The organism is Paraburkholderia sp. FT54 (assembly GCF_031585635.1).
In the GTDB taxonomy this organism is placed as follows: domain Bacteria; phylum Pseudomonadota; class Gammaproteobacteria; order Burkholderiales; family Burkholderiaceae; genus Paraburkholderia.
In genome coordinates this window covers 483,218-501,913 of the sequence record NZ_CP134195.1, presented here as the reverse complement: position 1 = coordinate 501,913, position 18,696 = coordinate 483,218, and the positions used below count along the sequence as shown (strand labels likewise).

The 18,696-nt window shown below is 55.3% G+C and carries 15 protein-coding genes and 1 pseudogene; 6 read left to right on the top strand and 10 right to left on the bottom strand.

From position 1 onward, the window contains the following. Positions 1 to 267: 267 nt before the first annotated feature. Positions 268 to 2,997, top strand: coding sequence for a P-loop NTPase fold protein (locus RI103_RS02380; protein WP_310813842.1), 2,730 nt, complete (start codon positions 268 to 270; stop codon positions 2,995 to 2,997). A 271-nt stretch (positions 2,998 to 3,268) separates the two neighbouring features. Further along, a complete protein-coding gene (locus tag RI103_RS02375; protein WP_310813841.1) occupies positions 3,269 to 4,072 on the top strand; it encodes a hypothetical protein in 804 nt (267 codons plus the stop codon). A gap of 943 nt (positions 4,073 to 5,015) precedes the next feature. Here RI103_RS02375 and lhpI read toward each other — a convergent pair. From lhpI to RI103_RS02330, 9 genes are all read right to left on the bottom strand, one after another. Then, positions 5,016 to 5,927, bottom strand: coding sequence for a bifunctional Delta(1)-pyrroline-2-carboxylate/Delta(1)-piperideine-2-carboxylate reductase (gene lhpI / locus RI103_RS02370; protein ID WP_310813840.1), 912 nt, complete (start codon positions 5,925 to 5,927; stop codon positions 5,016 to 5,018). 362 nt (positions 5,928 to 6,289) lie between these two features. Beyond that, positions 6,290 to 7,435 carry a porin gene (locus tag RI103_RS02365; RefSeq protein ID WP_310813839.1) on the bottom strand — a complete coding sequence of 382 codons (1,146 nt, stop codon included), beginning with the start codon at positions 7,433 to 7,435 and terminating at the stop codon, positions 6,290 to 6,292. A 457-nt stretch (positions 7,436 to 7,892) separates the two neighbouring features. After that, positions 7,893 to 8,684 (bottom strand): ATP-binding cassette domain-containing protein, encoded by a 792-nt coding sequence (locus RI103_RS02360; RefSeq protein WP_310815155.1) that lies wholly within the window; start codon positions 8,682 to 8,684, stop codon positions 7,893 to 7,895. A 300-nt stretch (positions 8,685 to 8,984) separates the two neighbouring features. Then, the gene (locus RI103_RS02355; protein ID WP_310813838.1) at positions 8,985 to 9,725 is read right to left on the bottom strand and encodes an ABC transporter permease; all 741 of its coding nucleotides are present in this window, start codon (positions 9,723 to 9,725) and stop codon (positions 8,985 to 8,987) included. Beyond that, entirely contained in the window at positions 9,722 to 10,414 is a 693-nt protein-coding gene (locus RI103_RS02350; protein WP_409076972.1) for an ABC transporter permease, read from the bottom strand. Before RI103_RS02350 ends, RI103_RS02355 begins: the two co-directional genes overlap by 4 nt. A 170-nt stretch (positions 10,415 to 10,584) precedes the next feature. Continuing rightward, positions 10,585 to 11,769 (bottom strand): FAD-binding oxidoreductase, encoded by a 1,185-nt coding sequence (locus RI103_RS02345; RefSeq protein WP_310813836.1) that lies wholly within the window; start codon positions 11,767 to 11,769, stop codon positions 10,585 to 10,587. A gap of 2 nt (positions 11,770 to 11,771) precedes the next feature. After that, on the bottom strand, positions 11,772 to 13,226 hold the full coding sequence (locus RI103_RS02340; RefSeq protein WP_310813835.1) for an NAD(P)/FAD-dependent oxidoreductase: 1,455 nt from the start codon (positions 13,224 to 13,226) through the stop codon (positions 11,772 to 11,774). Beyond that, entirely contained in the window at positions 13,223 to 13,525 is a 303-nt protein-coding gene (locus tag RI103_RS02335) for a (2Fe-2S)-binding protein (RefSeq protein ID WP_201788146.1), read from the bottom strand. The genes RI103_RS02340 and RI103_RS02335 overlap by 4 nt, the downstream gene beginning before the upstream one ends. A gap of 78 nt (positions 13,526 to 13,603) precedes the next feature. After that, on the bottom strand, positions 13,604 to 14,455 hold the full coding sequence (locus RI103_RS02330; RefSeq protein WP_310813834.1) for a transporter substrate-binding domain-containing protein: 852 nt from the start codon (positions 14,453 to 14,455) through the stop codon (positions 13,604 to 13,606). A gap of 351 nt (positions 14,456 to 14,806) precedes the next feature. On the opposite strand from RI103_RS02330, the gene RI103_RS02325 reads away from it, so the two are divergent. The 4 genes from RI103_RS02325 to RI103_RS02310 all read left to right on the top strand — a co-directional run bounded on the left by RI103_RS02325 (position 14,807) and on the right by RI103_RS02310 (position 17,777). After that, entirely contained in the window at positions 14,807 to 15,685 is an 879-nt protein-coding gene (locus tag RI103_RS02325) for a LysR substrate-binding domain-containing protein (protein WP_310813833.1), read from the top strand. A 156-nt stretch (positions 15,686 to 15,841) separates the two neighbouring features. Then, positions 15,842 to 16,246 carry a hypothetical protein gene (locus RI103_RS02320; RefSeq protein WP_310813832.1) on the top strand — a complete coding sequence of 135 codons (405 nt, stop codon included), beginning with the start codon at positions 15,842 to 15,844 and terminating at the stop codon, positions 16,244 to 16,246. Positions 16,247 to 16,277: 31 nt separating this feature from the next. Then, positions 16,278 to 16,556 (top strand): muconolactone Delta-isomerase, encoded by a 279-nt coding sequence (gene catC, locus RI103_RS02315; RefSeq protein ID WP_310813831.1) that lies wholly within the window; start codon positions 16,278 to 16,280, stop codon positions 16,554 to 16,556. A 15-nt stretch (positions 16,557 to 16,571) separates the two neighbouring features. Continuing rightward, a complete protein-coding gene (locus tag RI103_RS02310; protein WP_310813830.1) occupies positions 16,572 to 17,777 on the top strand; it encodes a benzoate/H(+) symporter BenE family transporter in 1,206 nt (401 codons plus the stop codon). Positions 17,778 to 18,105: 328 nt separating this feature from the next. Here RI103_RS02310 and RI103_RS02305 read toward each other — a convergent pair. Next, a pseudogene (locus RI103_RS02305) lies at positions 18,106 to 18,261 on the bottom strand (GlsB/YeaQ/YmgE family stress response membrane protein); the annotation flags it as partial. Positions 18,262 to 18,696 lie beyond the last annotated feature (435 nt).

Here is an 18,696-nt window from a genome sequence, read left to right as displayed (position 1 = left end):
AGCCACTATCCCGATGGTGGCCGCAACTTAGCCGAATTAGCGATACGTATGGATATACGAGTTAATGTCACCCCAATTTTCGTGGCGGATGGATAATAGCGCCTAACGCTGGTGCACGCGTACACGCGGCGTCGGTTCCCTCGCGGGCATCGACCATGGCCATCCCCGCTTGGGGAGCGACCGTCAACGCCATCTGGTGTCACCAGCTTCGCATCGTCACCAGGCTATCCAAGAGCTTGCAAACAACCCCGAAATAACTGCGCTCTGATGACATTCCAGCAGCCCAAGCTACTTCCTGACGAACCAGCGGTTGCAGATTCGTTCGGTGCACACGAAAGAATTGCCAATGCACTCGCCACGCTGATTGATACCTCCGAAGGAGGCAAAAGTATTCGCCTTGACGGCGACTGGGGAGCCGGAAAGTCGACGGTCATACAAATTCTTAGGAAGCGTTTATCCGGCAGTCAGCAACCACAGCGCGAGAAGAATCCTAGCACTCGGACGTTTGTCTACGACGCATGGGTTCACTCCGGTGATGGCTTGCGGCGTGCATTCTTCGAGAGCCTCGTGAAGGACCTCCGCGCGTGCGAATGGATTTCCCCGAAGTCCGACGCCGATAAAATGTGGGACAAGAAGCTCTCCACTATGGCCGGCAAGAGGAAACACGTGGAGAAGTTGGTTAGGCCAGAATTTTCACAGCGCACTCGGGTGGCAATAGCGCTCAGCATTGCTGGAGCCCTATGTTACCCCGCTGTTCATGCCTTAATATCAAAAGCCGTTCAACACTTGCCAGCTTGGCTATTGTGGGTATGGACCGCATGTGCCGCAGTCATCGTTTTCGGTTTTGCGCTAGAAATTAGTGCGCTGGACCTTCGCGTTCTACTGACTAAATCCACATCGGATGAGACGACAGAGACGTTGACAGACCCGGAGCCAACGTCTATCGAATTTCAGGAAGAGTTTGAACGTCTGATGGAGGACGTTCTGAATCCCCGCTACTACCCAACGCGCAAGCTTGTCATCGTTATCGACAATCTTGACCGCATAGGGTTTGATGAAGCCAAGCAGGTTTGGACGTTGCTTCGGTCCTTTCTTGACAATCCGGCCTTTCGTGAGAGCGAGTGGTTTAACCGGCTATGGCTACTCGTTCCCATTGCGAGTGAGAGCCGCCTCTCAAACGACACTGACCTTTCCCACAGCAACGGAAACACTCTCGAAAAAGTCTTCCAGGTTCGCATGTCTTTGCCGCTCCCGATGCTGCGCCCTTGGAAGGACTTTCTCGCCAAGAAGCTCGAACACTGCTTCGGCCCTGACGCAGATGGAAGCTACGAGGTCATAGCACGCTTGCTGCAAGCCACCACCGCAGGTGCAGCACCAACGCCTAGACAGATTGTCGTCTTCTTAAACGAGCTCGTCGCGCTCTATACAGAGCGGCAAGGCGATATGCAATTGTCGACGCTTGCCGCGTATATTCTATCCCGGGATAGGGCGAGAGCACAGCCGTGGCAGGTCCCGTTCGAAATATCCAAGGTTCTCTACTCCTCGACCATGGAGCAGGATTTTGCGACTCTCTACCTCCATGCAGCGAAGTCACCGGAGTCACTTTACCTATTGATTTTACCGAATCTGCAAAGGGCATTGGAGATGGGCGAACCCAATGAACTTTACAAGATTCTTGGTAGCAGCTCTGCTGCCCTAGATATCTTGGACAATCATCTAATCGAAAGCTTCTCCCGAATGTCTGCGTCTGCTGCAGAAGCACAGAAGGAGCAGGCCCTCTTCTTTGCCTTCCTGCGCGCATTGGTCATGTTCGCCGACCAGACGCTCGCTGGCCAATTTTCGACAGGCTTCTTGGCACATATTCGCCCGAGAATTGACCAGGTAATGAGGCTCACGAGTTCTCTCGAGCTATCTAACCCGAACGTCACAGACGGAGTCGATGCCTATCTCAAGCTAACCTTCGACCACGCATTCGCCGGAGCAAAGGTAAGTAATCTTCTGCACGCGATTTCTGGAATTCCTGAGACGAACAGTCCCATCGCTCCTGGTGCTTGGGACAATTGGACAAGGTCCTTGATTGAACTACTCTCCAATGAAAAGGTACGGACCGCTGCAAATATTTCAGCCGGTCAACGTATTTCCCTGCCCGTCCCAATCGAGCGATGGGCAAGTATCTGTGCAGAACTAGAGGCAGAGACGGACCCAAATCGACGTTTCGTCTTAGAGACGCTTGATATCTCGGCAGACAGCGAGAAAGTCGCGGACTGGATTGTGACCGAACTACTGCCGATGAACGTGGACAACCGCGCAGCGAGGGTTCTCCTCCAGGGATTGCGTGCAAGAGGGTCAGAATTTTTCAATCTTGTCACTGACAAGATTGTGCAAGTCTTTCGCGCACGTCCAGACCTGCCCCGTTCTGAAATACTAGCGTGCCTGACTTGCCTCGTGGAAGTATCGAACCAACACGCGAAACCCTTCCTGAAGCAGTTGGCGGGCGAAGGTTGGTTCCTTGTCTGGGCTAGAAGCAGTCCAAATTCATTTACGCTTGATGAACCTTTCATTCGCTTTGCGACATTCCGCATCTGGGCACAAGACGGTCTCGCGGACAAACCCACTGACCACGCTGCTGTGGCATTAATCAGCAGTATTCGAAACGCATTCGGAGCGGCAATCTCAAGTTCTAACCTCGTTGCAACGGTTAGTACTGGACTCATTTTGCGAACGAAAATTTACGATGTACTACCAATCATCGCATCGATTGCTGCGGGGAAAAACGGTATCCTTAAACAAATTCTAGTCGCGCTATGCAACGACGCAGAGTTTCTTGACGTTGCACGAAACGAGTTACGCGAAGACTGGGACGCATCAGAAGGCCGATTACTGGTCGGGCAAAGCTCAGACGTTGTTCGCAATTTGCTTATTGAAGTTATGAACGACGTCGCGAAATCTCCGGCACTGTCCGCCGAGCAAGATGTAGTCCCGACTTCTGTAGGATAGGCAGAGCAAGCATTTGCAAAGCACCTCGCTCCACACTGGACGCGACGCTCAACCTTGCGTAGCGCGGCTGCGTTATAGTCGTAAGCAACAAATGCCGAGTATGCCCTTTGCTCGCCGATGGCGAGGGTGCGTATGAGACCGCCCTAAGAGCACATCGAGACAATCCGGCAGAGGCCCAAATCAGCATGCAGCGATTGTACGGCATGCACGCCGTACAATCGCTACGCCGTTCGCAATAAAATCGTCCAACCCATCTCTTTCTGACAACAACGTGGAACTTTATCAAGTCGACATCCCGCCTCCTCGAGACTGGCAGGAACTCCAACGCATTGCGACGGATTTCTACATCCACAAATATCCTGATTGCATCGTCACATCCTATGGCAGACCGGGGCAGAAGCAGTACGGCGTGGACACGTATATTTACACTGATAGCATTCACATTGGCGTTCAATGCAAACGCGTCGTCGAATTCAGCGTCGATGACCTAGAAGATGAAGTGGAGAAAACGAAGGCCTTTCCACAAAATCTTGATAGGTATGTTGTTATTCCCACGGTTCCGAATGATACACATCTCATAAATGCCGCCGCACGGCTTAGCAAGGAACGGGGATTTCTAATCGAGGTTTATTTTTGGGACGAGTTCTCTCAGGCTGTGGCTGCGGTGGAGGAGCTCGCCGCCAAGCACTTCAAGTTTGCGTACAAGGTATTCGTTGAAGCAGACGCATCCTCAGCGCTAATCGAACTAAATAGCCGGTTCAGTTGTGTCAGGTTCGTCGTAACTAAGATGGTGGCGCTAGACAAACGCGGCGACAACAAAAACTTGCTGCTCGTTACCAGTCTGCAGGCAGCAATGAAAGCAACGTTCCACACGCTTGGCGGTGGCTCTTGGACCGACTTCAACGGCGTGACGGGTGCCGGGGCTATCGATGCCTACGCGACTTGGCGATGGATTTCCAAGTTCAAGTCATTCGAATCAATAATGTGCGCGTCGGGAGAAAAATCAGAAATCTTTATCTCCGAGGAAGAGCGAGACGAATTCTTGGAAAGCTTGGGTAGCGACTACTGGACCTAGCCATAGACGTTCGTTCATGGGAACGCCCGTCGAATCGAGCACAAGCGGCACGATAGGCGTTCTACAAATCGTTGCATCAACTGAGTTCATGGCTTCAGCACCCCCCAAGAGGTCCCGAGCGCACCGCGCCCATACCGAGGAGCCTCGCTTATCTCCACTCTGCGAGTGCAGCATGTCTCTAGGCAACTCCGAAATGGACGTCATGAACTACGTCGGAATCATAGGCCCGTTTGACCCTGTCGACCGTCGTCGTGTTTCTGCGCATTCACTCGAAGCACTTGGTCCAGAGACTGCCCGATGTAGCTGAGCCCCAAGCCGTCGGGGGTATGCGGTGACTGGACGAACGCAATCGGCCGGTTGCCTGCAGCGCTAAGCGCTGGGCGTAACAGTCGGAGTTCGCCAACACCGGCCTGCTGGACAAGAAGGTCAACCAGCGCTCCGACAGGCCAGCCGCCACCGGGCACTTCCGCCGATAGTGCTGGATACCCAGTCTCGACAACCCTTCCACGGCTACGGGCGAGCTGCGACGCCCGTAGCCGTGGAAGGGTGTATCTCCTCAACAGTGACAGTAGCAGTGGACATTGGCGGTGGAAAAACCTGTATATTTATACAGTATCGTACACGCAAATCGACCACAGCGAACTGACACTTTTTAACGAATGCCGAACCACTCGCGTGTTCGGCAGCAGCCCGTCCGATGTCAGAGGTGCTTTCACGTCCTGCGTGGTGCCGGAGCCAAACGACCGTTCACCAACCCCAACTATTCGCGCATCTTCTGCGTCTACCCCCAACTCGTGGCGAGCTGTCAGATGGCATGTCGGCGAGCACGGTTTACTGCGAGGGGAAACGTCTCAAAGTATCTCTAAGCACCGATTGCTCCACAGTTCTTGAAAAGAGCTTCCGGCATGGCAGAGACACTTCGCCTTCGTAGCCGCTTTTTTGATTAACCGAGCGCTTTGCGGGCGACTCGGCACGCTGCCAGGTCCCATGCCGCGCATCCGACACTCTTGAAGAAAACCGGTGCATCCACGCTCAGTTGACCTTGAATCGCTTGCGCCAAAGAGCCAGCCCTGCTCCACTCGAAGTTGGCCTGGATAAGGTCGCCTGCTTCATGCTTCGCGCCAACCGGGTCGTCGACGACCACGAAACTGCCATCAACGACCAGCTTGCTGATTTCAGCAGCGTCCGGAGTAAATGCACCTACGCCAATAACTAGGCGACCAACGCGCGCCGCTTCGTCGTAAACAGGCTTCCTGCTCGTCGTCACGGTAACGACCACGTCGACGGATTCGGGAATCTCGCCTTGCAATGCTTCGAGGTTCGGAGCGACCGCCTTCTGGCGTTCGACAAAGCTTCGCGTGTCGTCATCGGAGATGCCCTTCGACAGGATGCGCGCATCGGGGAAGAGTGTGGCGAACGCTTCGACGTGGTTGGATGCCTGCTTGCCAGTACCGATGACCAGAATTTTCTTGAGCAAACCATTCGAAAGCGTCATTGCGCCCAGCGCCGAGACAGCGGCAGTCCGTCGGCCAGTCACAGTCGGGCCGTCCAGAATGAACATCATCTCGCCAGTAATCGAGTCACACGCGATGACTTGCCCGTTGATGGTCGGCAGATTTCGCGCGATGTTGCCGGGGCAGACGTTCACGAGCTTGTGGATTGCAATGTCTTCAGCACTCGACGGCATGGAGAGCATCAGGCCGCCTTGCTGCAACGGAATGGCAAGGCGCTCGGGGCTCGCGATGCGTCCGGCTCCATACTCGACAATCGTCTCCCGCAGGACGTTCACGAGCGTGGCGTATTCGAGAAGCGAAGCTGTCGTCTTGGCATCAAAGGTGGTCTTGTCTGTGTTCATGCTTTTCTCACGCAGAGGTTGAAAATTCACGGTGAACGCGCAGAGTTCGCACCGAAAATCTATGGACCGAATTTGGGGTCGGCGTTGGCGTTTTCATTTATTCCGAATAGAGTCTCAAAACGCGGGAATCTTGGGACTGGCGCATCCCCTCCACACGTCGTCACCTGATTGGAGCGGTCGACCGGTTCATCCGTAGTGGCTCGACGAGACGCCGACCTTCAAGCACACGGCCAAGTCCAACACGCCGCTGCACGAATTGATTCGCGAGTACCCTCATCTGACAGAGTCGTGACGCCGACACTCCTATTTGGGTTCATCGGGAGCGAGAGCTCAAACCTCGAACATGCTCCCGATTGACCTGGTTAGAACTTATGACGGATAGCGACTCGCGCGACCACCTGATTTTGGGTGGAGGAGACGTTATCGGCACCTGGCACGAAGGCAAAGTCGAGGACGGTACCTGTACGGTCGCCACCTACGTGCTGGTAAGCGCCTTGTAGGTAGACGTCAGTGCGTTTTGAGAGGTTGTAGTCGGCCATCAACCCAACCATCTGATAGCTTGGATTGAGCTTCCCCTCGGTACTGTTGAAGTCGGTACGGGTGTATGTGTACATTGCACCCACATAGAACGCCGGCGTGAACTGGTACTTGCCGTTAATCTCAAAGTTCTGGAATCGTAGGTTCGACAGCGTACCTGTGGGCAGCGTGATGTCTCCGACGTATCCGGAAGTGGTCGGGTTTGCGACGTACGTATTCGTGTATGAGACGCCCACGTTCGCCGACCCGAACGTATAGCTAGCTCCCGCGCCGAAAATTCGCAGCTTGCTTCCCACGAAATTCTCGTCACCTCCGTTATTGATAGCGCCGCCTGCTGTCGCCGATGGATTATTGGCCTGCAGGTACGCCGCTGCGAGAAGCAGGCCACCGTTGGAGTACTGCGCGCCAGCGCTGTACTGGCGATTGTTGGCGAAGTTAGTGTCGTTACTGAAGCTATACGTTCCGCCAAACTGCAGCCCGGCAATTTCGGGACTCGTGTACTTCACCGTGTTATTGACGCGGAACGAGTTGTCCGTGTTGTCGTTGTCATACGGGTGGGAAAACAGATAGCCCGCCCAGTTGCCGTTTGCCGTGGTCTGCGCCAGATAGTCTACGACGGAGTCGTACTGTCGACCCAACGTAACCGAGCCCCACTGGCTTGACGAGATACCAACGTACGCCTGACGGCCAAACATGAGGCCACCCTGCCCAAGTTTTCCATTGTTGACATTGAAGCCATTCTCCAACTGGAACACGGCTTTCAGGCCACCACCAAGGTCCTCGGCCCCTTTAAGGCCAAATCGGCTACCTTGGGCGAAGCCACTCTGGAGTTCATACACCTTGCCGCCTGCGACGTTATTGGTGTAATCAAAGCCTTCGTCAATCAACCCGTAAAGCGTCACGCTGTTTTGGGCGAAAGCGGGGGCCGTAAAAGTGGAAATAATAAGTCCCGCAAGAATGCTCTTTTTCATAAGTTCTCCAAACTACTTTATTTTAAATAACTACTTGCAACCTTTTTATTTGTCTGCGTGGGTAAAGCGGGTAAGACTGGTCCACCAGGAATGCTTGCAGTCACGCTACGAACACCAGCCAGCAAAAAGTGTGTCCAAGGGTCGGCCGCAAAACGTACTTCGAGATTACGGCCGTTTTAGCGGCGAAGTTTGTCTATTTCGCTGATAGCTTGTACCTGCCATCGGCAATTCCAGAGTCCGTCCATCACTGCATGCATTTGACACGTCTATTCTGCGAGGAGAGTCTCACGCGTTAGAGCGAGGAGTCATCCGTCTCTTTGGCAACGTTCAGCAAATCGAAGATTGCGTCCGCGCCGGATATCGAGGCAAGTGGCACCGCGACGACTGCCGCCTGAGTCGCGTCTGCCCCACCCAACGCGCGAGGTGGTGCTGCTCATCACTCTGCAACGTGCGCGGCTTACTTGAGACTGCCAGACAGAAACTGCTTCAATCGGTCGCTACGCGGGGTGCTCAGCACTTCGTCTGGCAAGCCTTCTTCTTCAGTGCGCCCTTGGTGCAAGAACATCACACGATTGGACACATTGCGCGCGAAACCCATCTCGTGCGTGACCACAATCATCGTCCGACCTTCTTCGGCAAGCTTTTGCATCACTCTCAGAACTTCGCCAACCAGCTCAGGGTCGAGCGCTGAAGTAGGTTCATCGAAAAGCATGACGTCGGGATTCATCGCGAGGGCGCGCGCTATTGCCACCCGCTGCTGTTGACCACCCGACAAATGCGACGGGTACTGCTTCTCAACGCGCGCAGGGAGACCAACTTTCTCGAGGAATGCGCGCGCGCGTTCCTCCGCTTCGCTACGCGACAGTCCAAGAACATGAATCGGTGCCTCGATAACGTTCTCGAGCACGTTCATGTGCGCCCACAGGTTGAAGTGCTGGAACACCATTGCGAGCTTGGTTCGCATGCGTTGCAGCTGCTTGCGGTCCGCGACATCGAGGTTCCCAATCTTGTCGACCTCAGTCTTTACCTCCACGCCGTCGACAACAATTCGGCCAGCGTTCGGCCTTTCGAGGAAGTTTATACAGCGCAAGAAGGTGCTTTTACCCGAGCCACTCGCGCCGATGATGCTGATGACGTCGCCTTTGTTGGCGTTGAGGGATATGCCTTTCAGCACTTCGTTGTCACCGAAGCGTTTGTGGATGTCGTGAACCGCCAGCTTGCGGGCTTCGCTTTGAGTCGTATGGGGCAACATGGTGTTCCTTTGACAATACTTTTAAATCTCCAGATGGTGTGGGCTCCATCCGGTGCAATATCATGAAGTTCGCTCAACACGAGCGTACTTGAACCCGTGCCACACATTGCCCTTGAGGCGCGCGACTGGCGGGAAGGGTAATGGCAGATACGGCGCAGAATTAGTGTCCGGCAATGAAGCGTCCGCGGTGCCGTGAGAAGGCAACGCCTACATGCGCGGACGCTGTGACCACTTGAGGGCAGGAGACTAATTCAAACGGTCAGCTTCAAACCCTCTGAAGTGGTCAAACGGCGCCTGCTAACCAATTGATGCACCCTTGATTCGACCTTTTGTTTCCCGGGAGTCGTCTGACCTGCGCCGCAAATGAGGAGTCAGCCGTCTCTCGAAGTATTGCAGCATTCGCGTCACGATAAAATTTATGAGCAAGTAAATGCCGCCAGCACAGACAAACACCGGTACAGCGTTGTAGGTCTCCGAAATTATCTTGTAAGCGATGCCAGTGACCTCCATCAGCGTGATAACGCTCGCTAACGAAGTCGACTTAACCATTAAAATAATCTCGTTACTGTAGGCGGGGAGAGCCTGTCGCAATGCGACGGGAAAAATTATCCGTCGAAAGGTTTTAAATCCCGACATGCCGCATGCCCAAGCAGCTTCAACTTGACCGTACGGAACAGACAAGATACCGCCGCGAATGATTTCAGCTCCGTAAGCTGCAGTGTTGAGGGCCAGTGCGAGCACTGCACACCAGAAAGGCTCTCGCAAGTACACCCACAAGAAGCTGTGTCGAACGGCCGAAAGTTGGCCTAAGCCGTAATAAATCAGGAATATCTGCACCAAAAGCGGTGTTCCACGAAACGCGAAGACATAGCCCCTTACTAGCGTCCTGACTGGCCACGGCCCATAGAGCCGTAAGCAAGCCAGGATGACTGCCAGGACCGCGCCTACTGATATCGAAATAGCGGCAAGCTGCAGTGTCTTTGGAACTCCGGAGAGCAAGCTGAGAACAGTGTCAGCGACAAATTGAAAGTCCATCATGCCCTCCGCACTCCGCGGAACGCGCGCGCCTCGACGCGTCTGAATCCCCAGCCCGTCACAGACGATATCGCGAGGAAGAGCAACGTCGCTGTCACATAGAAATAAAAGGGTTGATGCGTTGAGCCGCTTCCGATGGCCGACTGACGCATCAACTCAACCAACCCAATGACGGAGATGAGTGCCGACTCCTTAAGCACCAACTGCCACACATTTTCCATTCCTGGTAACGCGTACCGCACGAGTTGCGGAACGATAATTCGGCGCAAGAGCAGCATTGTTTTCATGCCGTAGGCCCTGCCTGCTTCGAGCTGACCAGTTTGAATTGACAGAAATGCACCTCGGAGCACTTCCGATTGGTACGCCCCCGATACACAGCCAATGGCGAGAGCACCCGTCGCGAAGGTAGGTGCTGAAACGAACCCGCTGCTGCCAAACAACGCTGCAACGCGGCCCAAAAGAGCGCTTCCTCCAAAATACAAGAGGTAGATGACCAAGAGGTCAGGAACACCGCGTAAAACGGTGGCGTAGGCGTCGGCCAAGGAGCGAGCTGTCGCACTCTGTGAGAGACGCGCCCAGCATACGAGAGAGCCAAAAACCATTCCGATGAGAAATCCGCTGCCGGCGACGGCAACGCTCATCAACGCCGCTCTGAGCATTAGCCCACCCCAGCCTTCCGGGCCGAAGCCCATCACGCTAAAAAAGTCAGTTCCAGACACGGCCGTCTCTCCATCCAATCTCAGCAGTTGACGCAGCCATCCTTCTCTGAATCAATGCGTTGGTATCCATGCAACACACCGGCGCCAAAAGACGCGGAGTGAGCGATGAGTTCATTCTCATGTCAATCATGCAACTTCTCACCCTAGTGCAAATTTCCGACTGCCGCGACGGTCTCGGACGAAAACCGAGTGGGACTAAACGCCTCTAACGAGAAGTCAGATTTTCCGTCGACAATCAAATCGGCGAGCACAGAACCGACAATCGGAGCGAGTTGAAATCCATGTCCGGAGAAGCCGAACGCGTGCCAGATACCCGATGCTCCTTCGCTGGGCCCAATTATTGGAATAATGTCCGGGGTGAGGGCTTCAAGGCCTCCCCAAGTCCGCACGACAGGTGCGTTGCGCAGATACGGAAAGAAATCGAGCACTGTGCTCGCGCTTTCCACCATGCGGTCCGCGACCGTCTCGGATGTCTCGTTAGCCATATCAACGATAGCTGGAACCCCGCCACCAATCACAACAGTCCCTGACTCGGTTTGCTTGAACGAGAGCGTCCGGTCAATTCCGACTACAACCGTATCGATAAATCTCGGCAGGCGCGCCGTCACCATTAACGTGTATCCAACGGTTTCGCACGGAATCTCGTCACCCGCCAGGCGTGCGAATTGCGCAGCCCAAGCACCACCACAGTTCACAACGACCTGTGCGCTTCGTGTGCCCGCCGATGTCTCGACCACCCAGCGATTACCCGATTGCTGCAGCCCTGTCACCCGGACGCCCTCCTCGAATACGGCCCCGAACTGTTCAGCGCGCAAGCGAAAAGCCTGCGTCGAACGCGCCGGATTCGCATGACCGTCGCGACGCGACATGATTCCGCCAACTGCCTGGTCCGATACGTTCGGCAAAAGCGTTCTAAGCTGCTCGCGGTCTAACAACTCTTCAAACTCGTAGCCACGGCTGCGCATTTCGCGGACGCGTTTTTCGCACCATGCCATTTCTCCAGAATCGCCAGCGACGCCTATCTGACCGACGTTTCCAATGAAGTGACAGGTGGGCGCGAGCTCCGGCCCGAGAAGAGACTCAAGGTGAAACCATTGCTCCATCGCCGCCATGGACAGCGGGATTTCAGCGAAATCGCGAAGGAGTTGCCGTACACCGCCGGCGTTGACTCCTGACGCGTGACGACCGACCGTATTTTTCTCGATGACCAGTACTGAAAGGCCCCTCTTTGCGAGATGCAGAGCAGTGCTACAGCCGTGGATACCACCGCCAACGACAATCGCGTCGTACGAAGCGCCGGACTTATGATTCTGTATGCTGGAATTCATAGTTACAGTTCACGTCGGGAAGGTTCGCCGGTATGTTGGGCTGCCGGGTCCTTAACAGCGTTACGCAGGGCCGCCCATGCTCCGAGCGTTACAGGCTTGACGGGTATGCGCGGGCGGTACAGGCCTACGTGCTCCACCGATTTCCCGAGTTCCTCGGCAATAATCCGACCGACTGTCGTCCCACACATACGTCCTTGGCACGGACCCATGCCGCAGCGAGTCAGCGACTTAATCTGATTCGTGTCCGTCAGCCCATCGCGAATGGTCTCTCGGAGAAATGAGGCAGAAATCTCCTCGCATCGGCAGACGATGGTGTTACCCGTAGGAAGCGGCTTGACCAACGAGGGAGGAAAAGCACGGTCGAGAAAGGGGCGAATCCGCATTAGTCGTTTCAGAAGCTTGCGATGCTCTTCCGCGCGAGCGTCGCGCTCCTCGACGCTAATCCGACCGAGGCGGCACGCTGCATCAAGCGCGGCCAGCCGTCCAAGGGGCTCCGCCGCTTTTGCGCCGAGTATGCGCTGCCCGTCTCCAGCGATGGAGATGCGCTCCTGGCTTGTCGCACCCCATTTATCAACCATGGGTCGCCAAGTGAGCTGGGCTTCGTCCCAAACGTGGCGGCAGCCTGCCGACCGGCTCAGTTGAACGTTCGGCACCACTCCATCATGCAAAAGAAGGACCGACGCCGGGATGCTCATGGAGTTACCCGAGGCAGTAAACGATACGAGCTCTAGCTTGACCGCCCCTTCGGCCACCACGTCAGAGACACCGTGATAGATAGCGACTCCAGCAGCACGCAAACGACGCATCCAAGACAGCCCTTTACGAATCTCGTTGAATTGCGTCAGCGCCCAAGGAAGCTGGTACAGGGCCTGAGCAGGCAACATCCTTGGAGTCGTTATGAGGACAGCCTTGAGGGGAACACCAGCCTCGAGCAACTGAGCAGCCACCAGCAAAGGCAACGGGCCACATCCGGCAATAACCGTGGCTTCTGATGGGACAATCCCCGAAGACTTCAGCAGCGTTTGTGCGGCGCCGGCGCCCATGACGCCAGGCAACGTCCACCCAGACACAGGGACTGGGCGCTCCATCGCACCGGTAGCGAGGATGACATGACGGCTGCGAAGCAACGATGCTTCGCCCTGTTGTGTAATTCCGACTGCGCCGTCTGGCGTGACCTGCCACACAGCTGAGCCAGGCGCATACGTCGCCCCACTTCGACGGAATGCTTTAACCAAATCCCATCCCGAGCGAAAGTCGGGACCAAGCAGCGGAGCTACGCGGTCACCGTGACTCGAACGACGTTCGACGGCTCGATAAATCTGGCCCCCCGGAGCCTCCTGCTCGTCCAGAATGACGGTGTCAATATTGAGTTCTGCCGCGAGTGTCGCAGCAGCCAAACCGGCAGGTCCTCCACCGACAACTACCAGCTCGCATTCAGCGCGGTCGGCAATTTTCATAGCAGCTCCATTTCGCCCGGGCCGTCCTGATGCGTCACGTTCATTCTCGGCTTTGCAGTAACTAAACATGCCTGGCAATTGGCCACGCCATCAATCTCGACCATGCAATCGAAACAGTTGCCAATCATGCAATGAGGTTGGCGCGGAGCGCCGGTGACAGGAGTAGTACGGAAACGTTCGACTCCATGGGCCAGAAGCGCGGCAGCGACCGTGTCTCCTTCAGCGGCGTTGACGAGTTCTCCATCGAACGTGAACTGAATTACTTTTGTTGGAGGCTCAAGCCTGGTGAACATTGCCATTTGAAATTCGAACCCGCAAAACTTTCGGTAAGACAGCGACGACTACAAGAGCCGTCGCTTCCCGTAAACGCAAAGCAATCAGTTCTGCGGCGACAAGTCCAGCCCGAACCACTTCTGCATCAACCGGCGATTCGTACCGTCGTCGTTCACCGATTTAATCGCCTGGTCAAACATCACTTTCAAATCAGCGTCATCTTTTCGCAAAGCGACATTCGTCGTGCCAACCCCAATTACGCCCCCGAGGAATCGAGGGCCTACTAGAGCTGCGTCTTTCATGTCTGGCTGGCTAGCTGCCTTGTTAAGGACGGTGATATTCGCCATGACCAAATCGACGCGACCAGCCTGAAGGTCGAGATTATGCTGTTCGATGGTCTTATACTCCCGAACCTCCATGAAGTCTTTCAGATATTTGTCGGCAAAATTGGCGGCCGTACTTGCGCTTTGAACACCCAGTATTTTCCCGGAAAGCAGAGGACGGAGCTTAGCGATTTCTTTTTTTGCAGCGCCTTCGTCCTTACTCAGGTTGAAAACTTTATTCAAATCAGGCATCACCGCCAATGGACTTGACTTCAACGTCATAAATCCATTCGGCGCTTGAGTGTATGGTATTGAAAATGCGACGACTTTTTCGCGCGCCGGGGTAACACCCATGGATGCCACGATTGCGTCGTATTTCCCCGCGTTCAGCCCAGGAATAATCCCATCCCAGTCCTGAGCGACGATATCGCATTTAACCTTCATGCGATTACACAGCTCGTGCGTCAAGTCAATTTCGTAGCCGCCCAATTTTCCGTCGGGACCCATGAAATTCCACGGAGCGTATGCGCCCTCAGTGGCGACTGTTATCTTCTCGTAGGTTTTTGGGGCCGCCAAGGCAGGCTGCACGAGCGCAATGCTGGTTAGCAGGACTGCAAGAATAGACAATCGCATGGCAATCGAACTCCGAAAAGGTGGGGCGACTTAAGCCCTTGATATTGACGGTAGAATACATATACCGAGCCTAATAAAGGCAGCGGTTAATTTGTTTAGCCAAAACTAAAAACAGCGCTTAAAAAGCAGACGCCCGAGCAGAGGCCGAAGACTGCTGCAAGTCGTTGCAGCTTAAACCCTCTGTTTAACAGGTTGAAAAGCGGTACGACGCGGATTGCGAGAGAATCGTTTTCTTGCTGTCCCCATGACTGAATGTTCTAAAACCAAATTTCTTGCGTCCAATACTTTGTTTTGTCCCGCCTATAGGATTCGACTATACTCAGGAAGTGCTACATACTGCTGGAGCATTCGTTGAACTATCGTCAGCTTGAGGCGTTCCGGGCTTTGATGGAGACCGGGACGGTTACTGCAGCAAGTCAGTTGCTATCCATTTCGCAGCCCTCGTTAAGTACGCACATCGCCAATCTCGAACACGAGTTGCAACTATCGCTTTTTCATCGGCGGGGAGGACGGCTCGTGCCCACCGCGGAAAGCCAACTGTTGCTGGCGGAGGTGGACCACGTGGTAAAAGGCATGGCGCGTTTACGCCGTCTGGCGACGGATGTCCGGAGTTTGCAATCGGGCCGTGTGTCGATAGCCGCATATCCAGCCGTAGCGGCCATGTTGCCAGGGTTCGCTGTGGAATTTGCAGCGCGACATGACCGCGCACTCCTCGACCTTCAGGTTCACGATTCGCTCCGGAACGCGGAGCTGGCAGCCACGAGGCAGGTAGACGTGGCACTCACTGCAATGCCAATAGGCGACTCAGCCGTCGTTTGCGAACTGCTGAGTCGCGTTAGTTCAGTGTGTATCTTGCCGAAGGGACACAGACTCGCCTCGGCCAATATCGTCACACCTCAGGACCTGCGTGATGAGCCTTTTATCGCGCTTGGTCGCGAAGATGGTTCTCGCCAAGCCGTTGAGCGAGTTCTTGGACAACACGGCATTGACCTCGACGTGCGTTTTGAAACAACTCGTTCCGAGACTGCATGCGGCCTTGTCGCGGCCGGTGGCGGTATCGCAATTATCGACCCTTTTTGCGCGAGCGCATGGGCAGACCGTGTTGATGTTCGTCCTTTCGAAGCAAACGTTCCTAGCGACGTTTACATAGTACGAAGCCGCCAAGAAGAACCGTCACTGCTATTGCAAGCTTTTGTCGAAGACCTCCGAGTCAGGCTTACATCGACTTAAGGAAAACGACGATTCTTGCCGACGCCGGGACAACAAGACCAATACGTCAGCGCGCCTAAGGGGCGAACACTTAGCATGATTGCTTGTGCTCCCGCACTTTTGAGGGAGCACCTATATCGGACGGCGACGGATGCTGACAAGTGCTCGCTCGAAGACATGCTCGCAAAGGGTACTGACAGCAACGCCGGCGGGGATGCGGTGCATGAGGCGATTGACTGGCTGCTTATGCTGTTGCGGAGCGTACGGGATGAACTGCGAGCCGGTGGCGAACTCGAACCTACAGTCGAGCAGTGCTGCGAGGCGATGGCTCGCAAAAGCGCGAGCTACAACGATGCCTTCGGTTGCCACATGCTGGTACGGGACAACGGACGTCGCCTGACCAACTGGGGTTACCAGATAACTACACAGTCGGGCTACTTTATTGAATACGTCGAGACAGACCTGACGTCGCTGCTCGAAGCGGTGGCGTCTGCGGACGGCGCACCAGACTGGTGGGATGACAGCTGGACGTGCTACGAATATCGGGGCAATTGCGGACAGACCTTGTGCTGGTGGACCTGAGAGCCCCCCTACTTTTTTAAATGAGAGACCCATGCTCTACCTCGTAAGAACGGATGTACACCTGCCAGACGATATGCCGGTGGCTCAGGCTGACGAAATCAAGGCCCGCGAGAAGGCCTACTCGCAGGAGGTTCAACGTCAGGGCAAATGGCAGCAACTGCATCGCGTTGTCGGTGATTACGCGAACTACAGCATTTTCGACGTCGATTCGAACGACGAACCGCACACCGTTCTTTCCGGTCTGCCACTCTTTCCGTATATGAGGGTGCAGGTAACGGCGCTCGGACGTCGCCCATCTTCCATCCACTAAATCCCTCCGGATGCCATGAATCGCGACAACGAAGGTACGCTAGTGTCCGCCGCTCCGATTGGGCGCTGGTCCGTGTCGGCAGTAACCGCGGGGCTGCTCGCTGTCATCATCTCTTATGCCGGGCCACTAGCGATATTTTTTCAGGCTGCACGTACCGCACATGTTGGCAACGACGTCGTCGCGTCTTGGGTCTGGTCGATTTCGATGGGCGCCGCGGTCTCCGGAATTGCTTTGAGCTGGTGGCTGAAGCAACCAATCATAACGGCTTGGTCTGCGCCCGGGAGTGCCTTGCTGGTGACGCTTTTTCCAGGGATGCAGGTGAGTGATGCAATCGGCGCATACATCGCCGCCGGTGCGTGCATTTTCCTGCTTGGCGTATCCGGGTTGTTTGACCAGATAGTGAAGCGCATACCGAAAGGGATAGCCTGCGCCATGATGGCAGGCATTCTCTTTCAGTTCGGGACCAATGTGTTCAAGTCGGTTGCAATCACGCCTTGGCTTGCGCTGGGAATGCTGGCGAGTTACATCGTTTTCCGTCGATGGGCCGCGCGCTACTGCCTTATCCTGGTTCTAGCGTTCGGTTGTGCTCTCGCCGTGGCACTCGGTTTGACGAATCTTCAGTCGGTAAGTCTCGACGTTACCCGTCCCGTGTTCACAATGCCAACCTGGTCCTGGAAGTCAACCGTGAGCCTGGCGGTGCCTCTCGTAATTGTCAGCTTGACCGGTCAATTCCTGCCTGGCTTCGCCATATTGCGGGCCTCTGGTTACCAGACGCCGAGTCGTCCGGTTCTGGTTGGAACTAGCCTGGCATCGATTCTTGTTGCTTTCTCCGGCGGCATAACGATTGTCATCGCAGCAATCACCGCCGCATTGTGTACGGGGCCCGACTCTCACCGTGACCCGGAGCGCCGCTACGTCGCGGGAATCGCAAATGGACTGTTCTATCTGGTAGGAGGCACCTTCGCCGGAACGGTCGTCATGCTGTTCGCTGCGCTCCCCAATACCTTCGTTGCAGTGCTGGCAGGTCTTGCATTGCTCGGTGCGATTGCCACGAACATCGTGGGGTTGGTCCACGACGAGTCCCATCGAGAGGCGTCGTTCATCACATTCATTGCAACAGCCTCAAACATGACTTTTCTGGGCCTCGGTTCTGCGTTTTGGGGTATTGTCATTGGAACGCTGACTCACCTCGCGCTCACAATTGGCAGGCGTGCTCGATAGGCGCGTCTGTGGCGCAATGCAAAGAATAGCCCGAGCACGGCGATGCCTACATTGACGCAGCCTTCGGCCACCTCTGGTTTTTCTTGTCGACACGCGAAGCGGCGGGCATCACGCCGTGTTTGCGCAGAGTGCGATGCAGGCTCATAAAGTGCACCTCGAAACCCCCAGAATCATGGCCACGTAGCGGCAGATGCCTGACATGGATGGAAATGCGTATGCCAGCGGCCGTACGTAGCCATTCCTCAACGATTGGTACCTTCACCCCGTGTTGCCGGGTAAATGGTCTGATGCAGTCAGTGTCTATCGTCAAAACCAACGAGTTGTCGCGTCAGAGCGAACGCGCACGCCCCCGGCTGAAGAGGCGCAGGATTGCAAGCAGGATGACAGCACCAATCAAGGCGGTAATCAGTGAGCCGATGATGTCGCTTCCTAGACGCAAACCAAGAACGCCCCCAAGCCATCCGCCGATGAAGGCGCCGACAATCCTCTAGCGGTCATTGTCAGCAAGCGCTGTCACGGGCACCGTCGCAAGCAGCGTTCCCGTGGCGACTCTCAGTCCCCAATGTGTTGCAAGGACAGCCCTCATCAGCTAAAGAACGGGCAGCGTTTGCCGTAATTGCCCTCAGCGAGTCGTGCGGCTCGCAGAAGTCAAACGACAAATTCAAGGAAACAGATGGCAGTAGTCAACGCATACGTATCGCAACCGTCCCCCTGATGTTCGAAACCGAAGGCGGACAAAAGGTGGCCGCCGCTTGCGTCGAGTTCGGAGGCTGGAATCACCGGCGCGGAGTGCAACCGTGTGATTGAAGTAGTTGATGCGCGCAGAGCAGCCATTTTTCGACTGCTCCTTCTCGTCTTAAGCGGTCCGCATAAAATTGTTTGCATTCAACCAGCCCGCCAGGCTTGAGCAAAGCTCTTC

Coding starts and splice junctions, on each gene's coding strand:
- RI103_RS02355 (WP_310813838.1), bottom strand. CDS start 9,725: ATGATGGACTTTCAATTTGTCGCTGACACTGTTCTCAGCTTGCTCTCC.
- catC (WP_310813831.1), top strand. CDS start 16,278: ATGCTCTACCTCGTAAGAACGGATGTACACCTGCCAGACGATATGCCG.
- RI103_RS02310 (WP_310813830.1), top strand. CDS start 16,572: ATGAATCGCGACAACGAAGGTACGCTAGTGTCCGCCGCTCCGATTGGG.
- RI103_RS02320 (WP_310813832.1), top strand. CDS start 15,842: ATGCTCGCAAAGGGTACTGACAGCAACGCCGGCGGGGATGCGGTGCAT.
- RI103_RS02330 (WP_310813834.1), bottom strand. CDS start 14,455: ATGCGATTGTCTATTCTTGCAGTCCTGCTAACCAGCATTGCGCTCGTG.
- RI103_RS02380 (WP_310813842.1), top strand. CDS start 268: ATGACATTCCAGCAGCCCAAGCTACTTCCTGACGAACCAGCGGTTGCA.
- RI103_RS02335 (WP_201788146.1), bottom strand. CDS start 13,525: ATGGCAATGTTCACCAGGCTTGAGCCTCCAACAAAAGTAATTCAGTTC.
- RI103_RS02340 (WP_310813835.1), bottom strand. CDS start 13,226: ATGAAAATTGCCGACCGCGCTGAATGCGAGCTGGTAGTTGTCGGTGGA.
- RI103_RS02345 (WP_310813836.1), bottom strand. CDS start 11,769: ATGAATTCCAGCATACAGAATCATAAGTCCGGCGCTTCGTACGACGCG.
- lhpI (WP_310813840.1), bottom strand. CDS start 5,927: ATGAACACAGACAAGACCACCTTTGATGCCAAGACGACAGCTTCGCTT.
- RI103_RS02350 (WP_409076972.1), bottom strand. CDS start 10,414: ATGGGCTTCGGCCCGGAAGGCTGGGGTGGGCTAATGCTCAGAGCGGCG.
- RI103_RS02365 (WP_310813839.1), bottom strand. CDS start 7,435: ATGAAAAAGAGCATTCTTGCGGGACTTATTATTTCCACTTTTACGGCC.